12 protein-coding genes are annotated in these 16,530 nt (G+C 72.3%); 5 read left to right on the forward strand and 7 right to left on the reverse strand.

Going from position 1 to position 16,530, the window contains the following annotated elements; genetic code table 11:
- Nucleotides 1-133 precede the first annotated feature (133 nt).
- Nucleotides 134-1,375 (forward strand): cytochrome P450, encoded by a 1,242-nt coding sequence (locus AB0J53_RS37365; RefSeq protein WP_364181074.1) that lies wholly within the window; start codon nucleotides 134-136, stop codon nucleotides 1,373-1,375.
- Between the two features lie 9 nt (nucleotides 1,376-1,384).
- On the opposite strand, the gene AB0J53_RS37370 is transcribed toward AB0J53_RS37365, so the two are convergent.
- The gene (locus AB0J53_RS37370) at nucleotides 1,385-2,992 is read right to left on the reverse strand and encodes a hypothetical protein (protein ID WP_364181077.1); all 1,608 of its coding nucleotides are present in this window, start codon (nucleotides 2,990-2,992) and stop codon (nucleotides 1,385-1,387) included.
- Nucleotides 2,993-3,439: 447 nt separating this feature from the next.
- On the opposite strand from AB0J53_RS37370, the gene leuS reads away from it, so the two are divergent.
- The gene (leuS, locus tag AB0J53_RS37375; protein ID WP_364181080.1) at nucleotides 3,440-5,893 is read left to right on the forward strand and encodes a leucine--tRNA ligase; all 2,454 of its coding nucleotides are present in this window, start codon (nucleotides 3,440-3,442) and stop codon (nucleotides 5,891-5,893) included.
- A gap of 3 nt (nucleotides 5,894-5,896) precedes the next feature.
- On the opposite strand, the gene AB0J53_RS37380 is transcribed toward leuS, so the two are convergent.
- Both AB0J53_RS37380 and AB0J53_RS37385 read right to left on the reverse strand, forming a co-directional pair.
- Nucleotides 5,897-6,865 carry a TIGR03557 family F420-dependent LLM class oxidoreductase gene (locus tag AB0J53_RS37380; protein WP_357588571.1) on the reverse strand — a complete coding sequence of 323 codons (969 nt, stop codon included), beginning with the start codon at nucleotides 6,863-6,865 and terminating at the stop codon, nucleotides 5,897-5,899.
- 50 nt (nucleotides 6,866-6,915) lie between these two features.
- On the reverse strand, nucleotides 6,916-7,338 hold the full coding sequence (locus AB0J53_RS37385) for a hypothetical protein (protein WP_357588569.1): 423 nt from the start codon (nucleotides 7,336-7,338) through the stop codon (nucleotides 6,916-6,918).
- Nucleotides 7,339-7,428: 90 nt separating this feature from the next.
- Here AB0J53_RS37385 and AB0J53_RS37390 point away from each other — a divergent pair, with 90 nt between their 5' ends.
- Nucleotides 7,429-10,584 (forward strand): PDZ domain-containing protein, encoded by a 3,156-nt coding sequence (locus tag AB0J53_RS37390; protein ID WP_364181085.1) that lies wholly within the window; start codon nucleotides 7,429-7,431, stop codon nucleotides 10,582-10,584.
- Between the two features lie 72 nt (nucleotides 10,585-10,656).
- On the opposite strand, the gene AB0J53_RS37395 is transcribed toward AB0J53_RS37390, so the two are convergent.
- From AB0J53_RS37395 to lexA, 4 genes are all read right to left on the reverse strand, one after another.
- Nucleotides 10,657-11,334 (reverse strand): NPCBM/NEW2 domain-containing protein, encoded by a 678-nt coding sequence (locus AB0J53_RS37395; protein ID WP_364181088.1) that lies wholly within the window; start codon nucleotides 11,332-11,334, stop codon nucleotides 10,657-10,659.
- Nucleotides 11,335-11,374: 40 nt separating this feature from the next.
- Complete coding sequence (locus tag AB0J53_RS37400; protein WP_364181091.1) at nucleotides 11,375-12,487, reverse strand: aminotransferase class I/II-fold pyridoxal phosphate-dependent enzyme; 1,113 nt, start codon at nucleotides 12,485-12,487, stop codon at nucleotides 11,375-11,377.
- Nucleotides 12,488-12,782: 295 nt separating this feature from the next.
- Nucleotides 12,783-13,169: a DoxX family protein gene (locus tag AB0J53_RS37405; RefSeq protein WP_364181094.1), complete on the reverse strand. Its 387-nt coding sequence runs from the start codon at nucleotides 13,167-13,169 to the stop codon at nucleotides 12,783-12,785.
- Nucleotides 13,170-13,930: 761 nt separating this feature from the next.
- Entirely contained in the window at nucleotides 13,931-14,638 is a 708-nt protein-coding gene (gene lexA, locus AB0J53_RS37410; protein ID WP_364181097.1) for a transcriptional repressor LexA, read from the reverse strand.
- A gap of 656 nt (nucleotides 14,639-15,294) precedes the next feature.
- Here lexA and AB0J53_RS37415 point away from each other — a divergent pair.
- Both AB0J53_RS37415 and AB0J53_RS37420 read left to right on the forward strand, forming a co-directional pair.
- Nucleotides 15,295-15,612, forward strand: coding sequence for a hypothetical protein (locus tag AB0J53_RS37415; RefSeq protein ID WP_364181100.1), 318 nt, complete (start codon nucleotides 15,295-15,297; stop codon nucleotides 15,610-15,612).
- A gap of 359 nt (nucleotides 15,613-15,971) precedes the next feature.
- Entirely contained in the window at nucleotides 15,972-16,268 is a 297-nt protein-coding gene (locus tag AB0J53_RS37420) for a LysM peptidoglycan-binding domain-containing protein (protein WP_246645630.1), read from the forward strand.
- The last annotated feature ends 262 nt before the right edge of the window (nucleotides 16,269-16,530 follow it).

Below are 16,530 nucleotides of genomic sequence, written 5' to 3' on the forward strand. Positions count from 1 at the left end.
GGAGGAAGAAGAACGTCATGCCGGTCACCGTAGCCACCGTCCGGCCCGGCTCGCCACACATTTTCCGGCCACGTACGTACGGTGTACGTCGAAAGCATTGACGTACCGGCACCGAGGCTCGAATGATGGCCCCATGAGCGTCGTTGACTTCGACCTGTCCGACCGCGATTTCTGGGCCAGGCCCATGGGCGAGCGCCGGGAGGCGTTCGACCGGCTGCGCCGCCTGGACAGCCCGGCCTTCTTCGAGGAGCCGGAGATCTCGTTCGCCCCGAAGGGCCCCGGCTACTACGCCCTGGTCCGGCACGCGGACATCCTCGAGGCCAGCCGCACCCCGGAGGTGTTCTCGTCGGGGGAGGGCGGCGCGACGAACATCCCGGACATGCCGGCCGAGTTCGCCGAGTACTTCGGGTCGATGATCAACATGGACGATCCCCGGCACGCCCGCCTGCGCCGGATCGTCTCGCGCGCGTTCACGCCGAAGATGATCAAGCAGTTCGAGACCGACGTGGAGTCGGCGGCCGTCAGGATCGTCGACGACCTGCTGGCCAAGGGTCCCGGCTGCGACTTCGTCACCGAGGTCGCCGCCCGGCTGCCCCTGAAGATCATCTGCGACATGATGGGCATCCCGGAGCGCGACTACGGCTTCGTCTTCGACCGGTCGAACATCATCCTCGGCGGCTTCGACCCCGAATACACCGGCCCCGACCTCGGTCAGCTCGCCGAGAAGCTGCTCACCGCCGGCATGGAGCTGCAGCAGCTCGTCCAGGACCTGGCCGCGCACCGCGCCGAACACCCGACGAACGACCTGACCTCGTCCCTGGTCAACGCCAACATCGACGGCGAGCAGCTCACCCTTCAGGAGCTCGGCTCGTTCTTCATCCTGCTCGTCGTGGCCGGCAACGAGACCACCCGCAACGCGATCTCGCACGGCCTGCGCCTGCTCACCACGAACCCTGACCAGCGCGCGCTGTGGCTGAGCGACCCGGAGGCGTATACCGGCACGGCGGTCGAGGAGATCGTCCGCCTCGCCTCGCCGGTCAACTTCATGCGCCGCAAGGTCACCCGCGACCACACGATGAACGGCCACCTCTACCGCAAGGGAGAGAAGGCCGTCCTCTACTACTGGGCGGCCAACCGCGACCCGGCGGTGTTCGAGGACCCGGAGCGGTTCGACATCACCCGCCACCCGAACCCGCACGTCGGCTTCGGCGGCCCGGGCCCGCACTTCTGCCTGGGCGCCCACCTGGCCCGCCGCGAGATCACGGTGATGTTCCGCGAGCTGCTGCGCCGCGTCCCCGGCATCGAGGGCGGCACGCCGGACCGGCTGCACTCCAGCTTCATCAACGGGATCAAGCACATGGAGTGCGCCTTCTAGCGCCCGGGCCTACCCCTGGGCGGTCACCTTCAGCCGGTTGATCACGGTGTTGAGGTCGGGGCGCAGGTTCTCGCCCTCCTCCGGGACCGACATGTAGACGACGGCCGGCAGCTCGGCGCCCGTGTCGAGCGCGGCCGTGACGATCGTGGCCTTCTCGCTCGCGGACGTGAGCGCGTACGCGATGAGCATGCCCTTGGCGTCGCCCACGGTCAGCTCCTGCTGGGCGATCTTCTTGACCCGGTTGGGCATCTCGAACAGGCGCTTGCGCGCGTCGACCACGACCGCCTTGATCGCCGGCTCCAGCTCGCCCGGCTTGGCGTAGGACGAGGCCAGCCGCTCCGGGAGCGGCCCGGTGAGCACCTGCGCGGCCAGGTTGGTGCCGACCATCGCGTACTGGCGGGTCTCGAAGCCGTACGTGCCCTTCACCGTGGGCCGCTCGTCCAGCCGCCAGGTGCCGCCGAGGCGCGGGACGGAGATGCCGGCGGCGGCGTCGGGCAGCGTGCCCGTCACGCCCGACGCCTTGCCGGGGAACTTCGGCAGCCGGGGGATCGTCGAGGTGGTCTTCTGCGGTCCGGGCGGCGGCGTCTTCGCGGTCTCCTGGGCGGCGGGCGGCGTCTCCTTCGCCCCGGCGAGCGGACCGGCGAGGAACGCCCAGAGCAGGCCCGCGACCAGCGCGATCGCGACCGAGCCGGCCAGCGCGTAGATCCAGATGGGCTTGCCCTCCTCCAGGGTCTCGGGCTCGCCCATCTCGTTGTAGTCGTCGCCGAAGACGGTGTCCCAGAGCTGCTGCTGGCGCTCGGGGGGAGGGGTGCGCGAGCCGCTGATCTGGCCGGCCGTGACGAACGGGCGGTCCGGGTCGGACGGGTCGCGGCTCAGGTTCGCGCCCGGCCTGCCGTGCTGCGCCTGGTGCTCGCCCGGCTGCTGGTGCGGGTCGTGCGCCTGGTCGAGGGGCTGGATCGGCTGCTGCTGCGGCTCGGCGACGGGCGCGGCGTGCGGCTGCCCGTGCCCGGGGGGCTGCGTGTGGCCGGGGGATTGCGTGTGCCCGGGGGTCTGTCCGTGGCCCTGCGGGTGTGCGTGGCCCTGCGCCTGGACCTGGGAGTACGTCATCGTGCGCTCGTCGGCGGCCTGCGAGGTCGGCACCACCGGCTGGTCGGGCGGGGGCGCGCTGTACGGGGTGTCCAGCGGCGAGGGGGACTGGTGGCGGGGCGCGGCGGAGTCCTGCGGCGGCCAGGGGGCGGGGGAGCTGAGGTTCGCCCAGGCGCCGGGCTGCGCTGCGGGCGGCTCCGACCACGCGGGCGCCGGGTCCGCGGGCTGCCCGGGGGACGGCTGTCCAGCGGTGTGCTGTCCGGTGGTGGGCCAGGACGTCGGCACCGGCTCGGCGTCGCGCTGGGCGGGCTGGGCCTCGGGCCGGGTGGCGTCCGCCCAGGAGAACTGCTCGGGCTGCGACGACCGGCCGGGCGGCTCGGGCCAGGCGGCGGCGGGGGGAGCCTCGGGCCAGGCGGTGGGCGGCTGCTGGGCCGCCGGAGGCGTTTCGGGCCAGGAGGTCGGGACATCCTCGCGCGGGGCCTCGGGCCAGGACGGTGGCAGGTGAGGTGCTCCGGAATGCTCCGTTGCCATTGCTGCCGGCCCTCCTGTGGTTATGTCCGGATTCGACGTGCTGTGCATGATCTCATGGGATTTTCCAGGAGACCCAGCCGGCTCCGCAGGGAAACGGGCGAAGCCGTGCGGATCGGTCGGCGGATCCTGCTGGGGCAGGTCGGCCTCCGGTCGTTCCGGCTCAGCTGAATGCACCACGGCGACGAGAGTATTCTAATGGGACATATGAGGTCACAACGGATCTATCACCATCAGGTCTCACCGGCCTGAAGGCTCCATTGTGCCCGCCCGCGCCGCTTGAGCGCCTGCATTCGGTTGAAGAGGTGCGCTAGGCTTGACCTATGCGTTCCGCGACCCTGCTTCTTAGCGGGCCGCGACGGCCCTGAAGATCTCGCCGTCGCGGCTGCCCCTCGTCCTGCATACGAGGGGTTTTTCTATGGGTCCGAGTCAATCAGAAGGACAACCGCCGTGAGTGAGTACGACCCGCAGGCGCTGCAGGCCAAATGGCAGCAGCGATGGGAGGAGCTGGACCCGTTCCGGGCGAGCGAGGACGCCGCCGACCCGCGCGAGCGGCGCTACATGCTCGACATGTTCCCCTACCCCTCCGGCGACCTTCACATGGGCCACGGCGAGGTGTTCGCGATCGCCGACGTGGTCGCGCGCTACTGGTTCCAGCGCGGCTACAACGTCCTGCACCCCATCGGCTGGGACTCCTTCGGCCTGCCCGCCGAGAACGCCGCGATCAAGCGCAACGCCCACCCCGCGGAGTGGACCTACGCCAACATCGAGACGCAGGCCAACTCGTTCAAGCGCTACGGCATCTCCTTCGACTGGTCGCGCCGCCTGCACACCAGCGACGCCGACTACTTCCACTGGAACCAGTGGCTGTTCAACCGCTTCTTCGAGCGCGGCCTGGCCTACCGCAAGGGCGGCCTGGTCAACTGGTGCCCCAACGACCAGACCGTGCTGGCCAACGAGCAGGTCGTGGCCGGCAAGTGCGAGCGGTGCGGCGCGGACGTCGTCAGGCGCGAGCTGACGCAGTGGTACTTCAAGATCACTGACTACGCGCAGCGCCTGCTGGACGACATGGACCAGCTCGAAGGCGGCTGGCCCGAGCGCGTCATGACCATGCAGCGCAACTGGATCGGCCGCTCCGAGGGCGCCGACGTGCTGTTCCAGATCGAGGGCCGCGACGAGCCCGTGCACGTCTACACCACGCGCCCCGACACGCTGTTCGGCGCCACGTTCTTCGTGGTCGCGGTCGACGCCGCGCTGGCCGACGAGATCGTCACCGACGAGCAGCGCCCCGCGTTCGAGGCCTACCGCGCCGAGGTCGCCAAGCTGAGCGACATCGAGCGGCTGTCCACCGACAAGGAGAAGACCGGCGTCTTCCTGGGCCGCCACGCGATCAACCCGGTCAACGGCGAGCGCATCCCCGTCTGGGCCGCCGACTACGTGCTGTCCGACTACGGCCACGGCGCCATCATGGCCGTGCCCGCCCACGACCAGCGCGACCTCGACTTCGCCCGCAAGTTCGGGCTGCCGGTCAAGGTCGTCGTGCACACCGGGCTGGCCGATCCCGGCGAGACCGGCGAGGCCACGCCCGGCGAGGGCCGGCTGGTCAACTCCGGCCCGCTCGACGGCCTGACCAAGGCCGAGGCCATCGCCAAGATCATCGAGATCCTGGAGGTCGATGGCAAGGGCGCCGGCGCGGTCAACTTCCGGCTGCGCGACTGGCTGCTGTCGCGGCAGCGGTTCTGGGGCACGCCGATCCCGATCATCCACTGCGGCGACTGCGGCGAGGTGCCCGTCCCCGACGACCAGCTGCCGGTCACGCTGCCCGACCTGCGCGGCGAGGCGCTGTCGCCCAAGGGCGTCTCCCCGCTGGCCAGCGCCACCGACTGGGTCAACGTCGAGTGCCCCAAGTGCGGCGGCCCGGCCAAGCGCGACACCGACACCATGGACACCTTCGTCGACTCGTCCTGGTACTTCCTGCGCTACTGCTCGCCCGGCTACACCGAGGGCCCGTTCGACGTCGAGCAGGTCCGCAAGTGGGGCCCCATCGACCAGTACGTGGGCGGCGTCGAGCACGCGGTGCTGCACCTGCTCTACTCGCGCTTCTTCACCAAGGTCCTGTACGACATGGGCATGGTGAGCTTCACCGAGCCGTTCCTGCGCCTGCTCAACCAGGGCCAGGTGATCAACGGCGGCAAGGCGATGTCGAAGTCCCTGGGCAACGGCGTCGACCTGGGCCAGCAGATCGACGACTACGGCGTCGACGCGGTCCGCCTGACGATGGTGTTCGCCGGCCCGCCGGAGGACGACATCGACTGGGCCGACGTGTCGCCGGCGGCGTCGCAGAAGTTCCTGGCCCGCGCCTTCCGGGTGATGGACGAGACGGCCAGCGAGCCGGGCGTCTCCTTCGAGGGCGGCGACCTGGAGCTGCGCAAGATCACCCACCGGACCATCGACGAGGTCACCAAGCTGGTCGACTCCTACCGCTTCAACGTCGCGGTGGCGCGCATGATGGAGCTGACCACGGCCGCCCGCCGGGCGATCGACTCCGGCCCCGGCGCCGCCGACCCGGCGGTGCGCGAGGCCGCCGAGGCGCTGGCCGTCATGCTGTCGCTGGTCGCCCCCTACACCGCCGAGGAGGGCTGGGAGCGGCTGGGCCACACCGGCGGCACCGTCGCCAAGGCGGGCTGGCCGGTCGCCGACCCGGCGCTGCTCGTCCAGGAGTCGGTCACCTGCGTCGTGCAGGTCGCGGGCAAGGTGCGCGAGCGGCTGGAGGTCCCGCCCGGCATCTCCGAGGACGAGCTGCGCGAGCTGGCCCTGGCCTCCGAGAAGGTCCAGGGCTACCTCCAGGGCACCCCGCGCAAGGTGATCGTGCGGGCGCCCAAGCTGGTCAACATCGTCCCCTGACGCTCACAGCCGGCGCAGGGCCGGCAGGAGGTCCTTCTCCGCCCAGGCGAAGAAGGGCTCCTGCTGGTCGGCGCCGATCTGCACGAGCGCGACGTGGGTGTAGCCGCCGTCGAGGTAGGCGCGCACCGCCTCCACGACCGCGTCCACGTCGTTGCCGCACGGCACGCTCTGCGCGACGTCGTCGGGGCGTACGGTCGAGGCGGCGGCCGCGAAGTTGACCGGGCCGGGCAGCTCGGCCATGACCTTCCAGCCGCCGACGCCCGACCAGCGCCACAGCCGGTGCGCGCGTTCCTTGGCCGCCTCGGCGTCGGTGTCGTAGGAGAGCGCGAGCTGCCCGTACACCGGCTTGCCCGAGCCTCCGGCGTCGGCGAACGCGCTCACCACCTCCGGCATCGGGTCGTTGATGACCAGGATGTCCCCGTACTCGGCGGCGAGCCGCGCCGAGCTGGAGCCCGAGGCGGCGATCGCGATCGGCACCGGCTCCTCGGGCAGGTCGTACAGCTTGGCCGAGTCGACGTCGTAGAACTCGCCCTGGTAGGTGACGTAGCCGCCGCCGAACAGCTCGCGGATGATCTGCACGGCCTCGCGCAGCATGCGGTGCCGCACGTCGGCGGACGGCCAGCCCTCGCCGATGACGTGCTCGTTGAGGTTCTCGCCGGCGCCGAGGCCGAGCGTGAACCGGCCGCCGCTCAGCACGCCCATCGTGGCCGCCTTCTGCGCCACCACCGCCGGGTGGTAACGCATGATCGGGCAGGTCACGTACGTCATGAGCGGCAGCCGGGCGGTGGCCTGGGCCGCGGCGCCGAGCACCGACCAGGCGTACGGTGAATGGCCCATCTCCTCGACCCACGGGAAGTAGTGGTCGGAGATGACCGCGTAGTCGAAGCCCGCCTGTTCGGCCCGGGCGGCGAAGTCGACGAGCTGCCGGGCGGGCGTCTGCTCGCACATCAGGGTGTAGCCGAATTCTGCCATGATGTCCGGACTACCCGGCTTCGTACAGGCTAGTTACCGGCCGGTGGAGATCAATGATGGTCCGCCAGTTCCTCCACCACCAGGCCGAGCCCGATGCCCAGCAGCCAGATGTCCTTGACGATGCCGATGCCCTCCTGCGACGGGCGCAGGCTGCCCTCCTGGCGCAGGCCCGGCGTCTTCAGGTAGAGCCCGATCAGCCCGCCCGCGAACCCGGTCAGCGCCACCCCGGCCAGCAGCGACGGCACCACGGGCAGCAGCAGGGCGGCGCCGAGCGCGATCTCGGCCTTCGACAGCAGCTTGACGAACCGCTGCGGCTCCAGCTTGCCCAGGAACGGATACGGGACCGTCGCCATCCCGTGCACCCCGGCGGCGGTCTGTTCGTCGGCGTGCGCCTTGGACAGGCCGGAGTTCAGGATGATCGCCCCGGCGGCGATCCTGGGCGGCATCTGGTGAGCGCGTGCGCAGAGTCTCATGCCCTGCTCCTGCCCCTGACGTGCGCGGCTGTCCGCTGAGCGCGGAAATTATCCTCTACGGTTCGATGGGCTGCGCATTAGTGTTCAGCTGTGACAACTGGCGCTTACCTGAGATTCCCGCACCTAAACGGTGACCTCGTCACCTTCGTCGCCGACGACGATGTCTGGCTCGCCCCCGTGACCGGCGGCCGGGCCTGGCGGTTCACCGCCGACCGGACCCCCGTCTCGGCCCCGCGTTTCTCCCCCGACGGCAGCCGCATCGCCTGGACCAGCACCCGCGAAGGCGCCCCCGAGGTGTTCGCGGCCGAGCTCGACGGCGGCGAGGGCGAGCGGCTCACCCACTGGGGCTCCGCCTCCACGCAGGCGCGCGGCTGGAGCGACGACGGCAGGCCCCGCGCGATCAGCGCCACCGGCCAGGGCGGGCGCAACAGGACGTGGGCGTACGAGATCCCGCTCGACGGCGGCCCCGCCACCCGCCTGCCGTACGGCTGGGTGAGCGACCTGTCCACCAGCGGCGATCGCGTGGTCACCGTGTCGCCGATGTGGCGCGAGCCGTCCGGCTGGAAGCGCTACCGGGGCGGCACCGCGGGCAAGATCTGGATCGACGCCGACGGCACCGGCGAGTTCACCCGGCTGTTCGCCGACAGCGCCGCCCAGCACTGGGCCGCCATGTGGATCGGCGACCGCATCGCCTTCCTCGCCGACACCGACGGCACCGGCAACCTCTACTCCGCCCTGCCCGACGGCTCCGACCTGCGCCGCCACAGCTCACACGACGCGTTCTACGCCCGCCACGCCGCCACCGACGGCGAGCGTGTCGTCTACTCCCACGCCGGAGACCTGTGGCTGCTGGAAAGCCTGGACGCCGAGCCGTACCCGCTCGACATCCGCCTCGGCGGCCCCCGGCCGGCCCGCGCCCGGCGGCCCGCCCCCGCCCGCGTCGGCGGCTTCTCACCCGACACGTCCGGACGCGCGAGCGCCGTCGAGATCCGCGGCACCGCCCACTGGCTCACCCACCGCGACGGCCCCGCCGGCGCGCTGCGCGTCGAGCCCGGCGTCCGCGTCCGCCTGCCGCGCGCCCTCGGCTCCGACGGCCGCGCGATCTGGGTCTCCGACGCCACCGGCGAGGACGGCCTGGAGATCGGCACGCCCGGCGGCGAGATCCGCACCCTGGCCGCCGGCGAGCTCGGCCGCGTCCTCGAACTGGAGGCCGCCCCCGACGGCAAGCACGCCGCCGTCGCCACCCACGACGGCCGGCTCCTCGTCGCCGACCTGGAGACCGGCGACCTGCGCGAGCTCGACCGCACCGGCTACGGCGACATCAGCGGGCTGACGTTCTCGCCCGACTCCGCCTGGCTCGCCTGGGTGCACCCGCACCACAACCCGCTCTCGCAGATCAAGATGGGCCGCCTCGACGGCACCTCCGTCATCGAGGTGACGCCGCTCCGCTTCGCCGACTACGACCCCGTTTTCACCAAGGACGGCAAGCACCTGGCGTTCCTGTCGGTACGCACCTTCGACCCGGTCTACGACGCGCACGTCTTCGATCTGTCGTTCCCCGCCGGCTGCCGGCCGTACCTGGTGCCGCTGCGCGCGGGCACGCCCTCCCCGTTCGACCCGAGCCTCCAGGGGCGCGGCTTCAACGGCGAGGACGACCACCCCACGCCGGAAGAGAAGAAGAAGGACAAGGACGACACACCGCCGCGCACCGAGGTCGACCCCGAAGGGCTCGCCTCCCGCGTCGTGCCCGTTCCGGTCCCCGCCGCCCGCTACGGCAACCTGCGCACCGCCAAGGACGCGCTGCTCTGGCTGCGCCACCCGCTGTCCGGCCAGCTCGGCGACGGCACCGAGCAGACCGGCGAGGTCGTCCTGGAGCGCTACGACCTGGCCAAGCGCGCCAAGTCCGAGCTCGGCAAGGAGATCCGCGCCTTCGAGGTGAGCGGCGACGGCACCCGCCTCGTCCTCAACGGCAAGAACGGCCTCCAGACCCGCCCGGCCGGCGACGGCGACGACGTCGTCACCATCGACCTCGACCGGGTCTCCGTCCAGCTCGACCCCGTCGCCGAATGGCGGCAGGGCTACCGCGAGGCCGGGCGGCTCATGCGCGACCACTTCTGGCGCGCCGACATGAACGGCGTCGACTGGCAGGCCGTGCTCGACCGCTACGAGCCGCTGGTCGAGCGGATCGGCTCCCACTCCGAGCTGGTCGACCTGCTGTGGGAGGTGCAGGGCGAGCTCGGCACCTCCCACGCCTACGCCATCGCCAACGGAGCCCCCGTCGACCCGCGCCGCCGCCAGGGCCTGCTCGGCGCCGACCTGTCCCGCGACGACGACGGCACCTGGCGCGTCGCCCGCATCCTGCCGGGCGAGACCTCCGACCACGACGCCCGCTCGCCGCTGCTCGCGCCCGGCGTCGCCGTCCGCGCCGGTGACGCGATCGTGGCCGTGAACGGCCGGCCCGTCGACCCGGCGCGCGGCCCGCTGCCCCTGCTCGCGGGCACGGCGGGCCACCCCGTCGAGCTCACCGTACGGGCCGGCACCGGCGGCGAGCCGCGCAAGGTCGTGGTGACGCCCATCGCCGACGAGCTCCGGCTGCGCTACCACGACTGGGTGGAGAACCGGCGCGCCTACGTCCGCGAGGCGTCCGGCGGCCGGCTCGGCTACCTGCACGTGCCCGACATGGTCGCCGCCGGCTGGGCGCAGTTCCACCGCGACCTGCGTACGGAGATGGCCCGCGAGGGCCTGGTCGTGGACGTGCGCGAGAACGGCGGCGGGCACGTCTCCGAGCTCGTGCTGGAGAAGCTGTCACGCCGGGTCACCGGCTGGATCCAGGTGCGCGGCAACCAGCCGATGCGCTACCCCGAGGACTCGCCGCGCGGCCCCGTCGTCGCCGTCACCGACGAGTACGCCGGATCCGACGGCGACATCGTCAGCGCCGGGATCAAGAACCGCGCCATCGGCCCGCTCGTCGGCGTCCGCACCTGGGGCGGCGTGATCGGCATCGACTCCCGCTACTCGCTGGTCGACGGCACCGCCGTCACGCAGCCGCGCTACTCGTTCTGGCTCGAAGGGCCCGGATGGGGGGTGGAGAACCACGGCGTCGACCCCGACGTCGAGGTCGTCATCACCCCGCAGGACCGTGTCGCCGGGCGCGACCCGCAGCTGGAGAAGGCCGTCGAGCTCGCGCTCACCGCGCTGGAGGAGACCCCGGCGGCCACCGCCCCGGACCTGCCGCCCCTGCCCTGACCCGAGACATGCGGGGCGCCCCGTACGGCCGGTTTCACGACGACGCCCGAGGGTCGCCCCGCCCGGCGGCCCTCACGACACCCGAGGGTCGCCCCACACGGCGGTCGAGGTGAAGCAGGTTTCCGCCTCCGTCCGCAGGATCACGACGCTGGCCCCGTCGAGGGTCACGTCCATCGTCGCCGGCCGCTTGAGCTGGGCGGCGACCGAGCCGACCTCCTCGTCGGAGTCGGGCTGGCCGTCCTCGTCCCGGTCGGCGAAGACCGTGAACGTCACCGCCTGCTCACTGTCCTCGGCCTCGGCGAGCCCCACCGTGGCCTCGAACCGCTGGTAGCCCTTGCCGAGCGGGAAGACCGTCGTCGCCATGTTCGTCCCGCAGTCGGTCGCGAAGCCGAGGCTGTGCCGGTAGGTGTGCCCGCCGATCCGCTGCGTGCCCTTGATCGGCGCGGACTCGGTCGGGGTCAGGCTCGACAGGAGGAGGGCGCCCTCCGTGAGCGCCGACCGGCCCGGCTCCGGCGACGTGCCCGCCGGCTCCGTGATGGTCGCCGTCGCGGTGACCGTCACCGTGGCCGCCGGCGACGGCGTCACCTGCGCCGCCTGGCTGGCCCCCTCGTCCTTACCGGCCAGGTAGGTCATGTAGGCCACGACCACGCCCGCCAACGCGGTGATCACCGCGGCCAGGATCTGCCCGTTGCGCCCCTCGCGCGCGGCTTTGACCGCGGGGTCGTCGTCGTCGCGTGGCTCTGTCGTCATTCATCCTCGGCTGGGGGTTACGCGGAGTGAGGAATGACGATCATATCGTCACCGAGGCGATTCTACGCAGGATCTCCTCCAGAACGGGCCGGCCGGTCGCGAAGTTCAGCCGGACGAACGTCTCCCCGCCCGGCCCGAACGCCGCCCCGTCACTCAGCAGCACCCCGGCCTCCCGCTCCAGCACCTCCGCCATCCCCGGCCGGCCGTAACCCAGCCATGCCAGATAGGTGGCCTCCGGCACGCGGTACGTGACGCCTTCCGGCAGGCCGGACGCGATCAGGTGCCGGTTGTGGTCCAGCAGCGCCCGCGTCTCCTCCAGCCACGCGTCGCCGTGCCGCCACGCCGCGACCGTCGCCTCCACGCCGAACACGCTCGGCGACCCGAACACGAACTCCGGCTGCGCGTCCAGCGCCTTACGCGCCGCCGGCGCTCCCACGTGCGCCACCGAGCAGCGGATCCCCCCCAGGTTGAACGCCTTCGTGGCCGACGTCAGCGTCACGGTACGGTTCGGCAGGATCGTCGCGAACGGGATGTGCCGGTGCGGCTCGTACACCAGGTCGGCGTGGATCTCGTCCGAGATCACCAGCAGGTCGTGCCGCTCCGCGTGCTCCGCCAGCTCCTCCAGCTCCGCCCGGGTGAACACCCTGCCGGTCGGATTGTGCGGATTGACCAGCAGCAGCACCCGGCATCCCGTCAGATCCGGCACCTCGAACCGCCACGAATCCCCGTCCGCCACCATCGGCACCGGCCGCAGCGGCCGGCCCATCGACTCCAGCGTGCCCAGGAACGGGTGATAGGCCGGAGTGTGCAGCGCCACCGCGTCACCCCGCTCGGTGCAGACGTGCAGGAGCACCTGCAGGGCCTGGTTCAGGTCGGAGTACGTGCGCACCGACCCCGCGTCCGCCGCCCAGCCGAACCGCGCGGCCATCCGCTCCGCGAACGCCTCCGCCAGCGGCTCGCACTGCGGGCTGTCCAGCCACACCGGGTAGCCCAGGTCCCCGTCGGCCCGCCGCCGCAGCGCCTCACGCACCGCCGGGGCCGTGCGGAAGTCCATGTCGGCCACCCACGCGGGAATCACCCCCGGGGCGGCCTTCGCCCACTTCAGTCCGTCATTGGATGCCTTGAAGTCCTTGCCCACGAATGCGTCGCTCACCCGATCAGTGTAGAAACATCCGCATTCGTCCACCGAGCCGGTCCGCCCGCCGAGCCGGTCCGTCCACCGAGCCGGTCCGCCCCCTCAGGCCGACCGGCCTTCTCGCGCCTCACGTCGCCAAGGGCGGCCGCCTCGGCCTTCCCCTCGCCCAGAGGCCTCCACCTCGCCCAGCGGCGGACCAGGGGCTACTTCACCCAGCGCCCTTCACCGCCCCCAGCAGCCTTGAGCACCCCCAGCGGCCTTGACCGTGCCCAGCGGCCTCTACGGCGCGCGGCGGCTTTCACGTCGCCGAGGTTCACGTCGCCGAGGTTAGACGGCGCAGCAGCCGCGCCGTACTCCGCCGCCGCCCCCACGCGATCACACCACTCACCACGAGGAGCGCCAACGGCAGCACCACACTGCCCCCGGACACGAACGCCTCCGTCACCACGGCCCCCGCCATCAGCCCCACGAACGCCAGCCCCGCGAGCCCCGCCAGCGCCGGCACCAGCAGCGCCACGGCCCCCGCCACCTCCAGCACCCCGACCAGCTGCCGGAACCAGTCTCCCCAGCCGATCGCCTCGAACGTCGACGCCGCAGGCTCCGCCTCAGCGAACTTCGCCAACGCCCCCATTACGAACCAGCCCGCCGCGACCACCTGCAGCACCCACAGAGCGAACCCGCCCACCTTGCTCTTGTCCATGCAACCGACGCTACGAAGCCCCTGCAGGACGCGGAATCGCCCTGCCTACCGGACCAGGGTGCACCTAGATGCACCACCCCCGCACACGCCCGCCGAGCCGAACGAGAGAAGCACGCCCCGACCGGGAAGCCGCACAGGGGTGGGCGCAGGCAGCCGCGAGTTGCCCCCTAGTACGAGGACCACGCTCATCTCCCGCCGAACCTCAGACTGGAGCACGGGCCAGTGGATCGGAGGGGAGGGAGGGCACGAGGAGGAGGGGCCGAGGGTCGGCACGGGCGCCGTGCGGCAGTGGCACCGTGCGGCGGCCCGGACTGGGCCTGCGGCGGCTGGGGCCGGGCCTGGGACAGGGGCCGGGGAGGCGACTAAGGCTGGGGCCGCGCCTTGGGCCGGGCCGCGCCTTGGGCCGGGCCGCGCCTTGGGTCGGACGGCGCCTGAGGCCGGGACCGGGGGCTGGGGCGGCGACTGGGACGGGGCAGCGGGCGAAGGGCCGGGGCGGGCCTGGGCCGCGCCTGGCGTCGGGCGGCGACTGAGGCGGGACCGAGGGCTGGGACGGGGCTGCAGGGCGAGGGGCCGGGGCGGGCCTGGGCCGCAGCTGTGGCCGGGCTGGCGCCGTCGTCGGTAGGTGGGGCCAGGGGTGAGCCGGAGGCAGCGGAAAGCGTGCGTGCCGCGGATGCAGGAGGGGGCATCCGCGGGCACGCCGGGAGGGGGCTCGTGTCGACCGGCTCGGGCAAGAGGGTGGGGGCCCGGGCCGGCGTCGAAGGTCAGAGGCGGCGGAGGACCGCTACGACCTTGCCGAGGACACTGGCCTCGTCGCCCGGGATGGGCTCGTAGTTGGGGTTGTGCGGCACCAGCCAGACGTGGCCGTCCTTGCGCTTGAACGTCTTGACCGTGGCCTCGCCCTCGATCATGGCGGCCACGATGTCGCCGCTCTCGGCGACCGGCTGCTGGCGGACCACGACCCAGTCGCCGTCGGCGATGGCGGCGTCGATCATCGAGTCACCGGCGACCTGGAGGAGGAACAGCGTGCCCTCGCCGACAAGCTGCTTGGGCAGGGCGAAGACGTCCTCGACGCTCTCCTCGGCGAGGATCGGGCCACCGGCGGCGATGCGGCCCACGAGCGGGACGTAGGCGGCGGTGGGCCGGCTGACGGGCGACTCGTCGTTGGAGGCGTCGGGGTCGACCCAGAGCACCGGCTCGCCCGGCAGGCGGACCTCAAGCGCGCGCGGGCGGTGTGGGTCACGCCGCAGATAGCCCTTGCGCTGCAGGGCGGTCAACTGGTGCGACACGCTGGACGTGCTCGTCAACTGCACGGCTTCGCCGATCTCGCGCATGGACGGCGGATAGCCGCGCTGCTGCACCGAGTCGCGGATCACCTCAAGGATCTTGCGCTGCCTCGGGGTCAGCCCCAGGGAGTCACGTCGGCGCACCGCGAGGTCGGTGACCCCGTTTGCGTCGTCCCGCTCGCTCATGCTCTGCCTCCTCGCCCGGCGGGCCGCCTTACCGGCACCCCTCCCGGTCCGTGGTCTTGATGTCGCACACAGCGACCGTATCGCTCTTGAAGATCATCTTCAAACAATTGTTCGAGTCTTCCTCGAAATCGGTCGCGGCGTGGTGTACAACATCGTACGGGAGTTCGATCGACATCGTGTTCGATATGCCGATCTTTATGTGGCCCGTTTCGCGGGCCGCGACGGCGGGAGGTCAATCGTGCGAACGACCACAATCACAGACGCGACCAGCGACGACGTCAATCATCTCACCCTCATCGCCGACGCCACCCAGGACAGACGCCCCGCCCGGGCGCACGGGGAATCCGGGGGCGGGGACGCGGAGGCAGGGGGCGGGGAGGCCGGGGGGCGAGCGAGGGGGAAGGTGAGCGGGCGTTCGAGAACTCGCGGGGGAGGCGCTGGGCGGTCATACGGGGACGGGGAGGGCATTCGGCGCGCCGGCCTTTCGGCGGGAGGTTCGGGGAGCCGTGGCGTGACCGGCTCCGCGGGTGGTGGCGCTGGGGAGCGCGGATCGGCAGGGAGTCGTGGCATGGGGGAGCGTGGGCAAGCGCGGGGGCGTGGTGTAGGCGACCCCGGCGCGGCGGGACGGGGCACGGGCGGGCCAGGCGTGGCGGGTCGTGGCGCGGGTGGGCCTGGTGTGGCAGGTCGTGGCGCGGACGGGTCTGGTGTGGCGAGACAGGGCACGGGCGGACCTGCCGACGTGGGCGACCCCGGCGGGGCGGGCCGGGGCGCGGGCGGGCCTGGCGCGCCGGGACGGGGCGTGGGTGGGCGTACGGGCGGGGGTGCTGGGGAGCGGCCTCGGTTGTGGCTGGTGCCGCCGCCCCGGGCCGAGGTGGGGGGCGACGGGATGGACAGTACGGGCCGAGAAGGTCGGCGGGTTCGAGGAGGCGTACGGGCGGCGCGGCGGCGCGGAGGTGCACCGGTGCGGCTCGTGAAGCCGGAGGGCGCGGCGTCCCCGGGGCGGCCGGGCATGGTGCTCGTGCAGGGCTCGGGCAAGGGTGCCGCGCGACGCTCGGCGGACGGGGCGGCGTGGCGCTCCGGGGAGGAGGGCGTGCCAGGGCGCCAGGGAGACGCGGCTCCGGGGCGGCGAGGGCGCAGGGTGCGGGTGAGGCGAGGTGGCCAGGCTTCGGTGTGGTGGGGAGGTGAGGCTCCGGCGCAGTGCGGGGGCAAGGCGTCGGCGCGGCGGGGAAGCGCGGCGCTGGCGCGACAGGGAGGCAAGGCGGCACGGCGGGGAGGCAAGGCGGTGCGGCCGGGAGGCAAGGCGACGCGGCAAGGGCAGAGGGTGCCGGTGCGGTTGACGCGGCGGGGGAGGGCGGTGCTGGTGATGGGGGTGGCGCTGCTGTCGCTGGCCGGGTTCTGGCTGGGGACGCGGGCGGCGAGCATGGCGGAGGCCGAGCCCGCGACCCCGGCCCAGGTCGGCGCGCCGTGGATCGAGGTGCAGCGCGGCGACACGATCTGGACGATCGCCGACGCCATGGCCGGGGAGGGTGAGGACCCGATGGCGATCGTGGCGGAGATCAGGCGGCTCAACGGGTTGCCCGATTCGCTCATCCGGACGGGCACCAAGTTGTACGTGCCGGCGTCGCCGTGAACTGAGGGGCGAGGGCGTCACACGGGGGAAGCGGTGTGACGCTGGTTCACGCGCGAGCGGGGGCGCAAACGGCGTGACAGGGGACCGCTGCGGTGACGGATGTGACATCGCCGGGGGCGACACGCCCGGGGAGGGCGGCAGTGCCGCGCCTGATCAGCGACTTCCGCGGCGGGGGGTCGCTCAACTTGCGTTCATGGTCGCGCGCTTCTACGGTTGGACCACAACATCTAGTAGTTACACCGATGTAGTTCACCACACCTTG

The sequence above is a fragment of the Nonomuraea sp. NPDC049725 genome, assembly GCF_040674795.1.
Lineage (GTDB): Bacteria > Actinomycetota > Actinomycetes > Streptosporangiales > Streptosporangiaceae > Nonomuraea > Nonomuraea ceibae.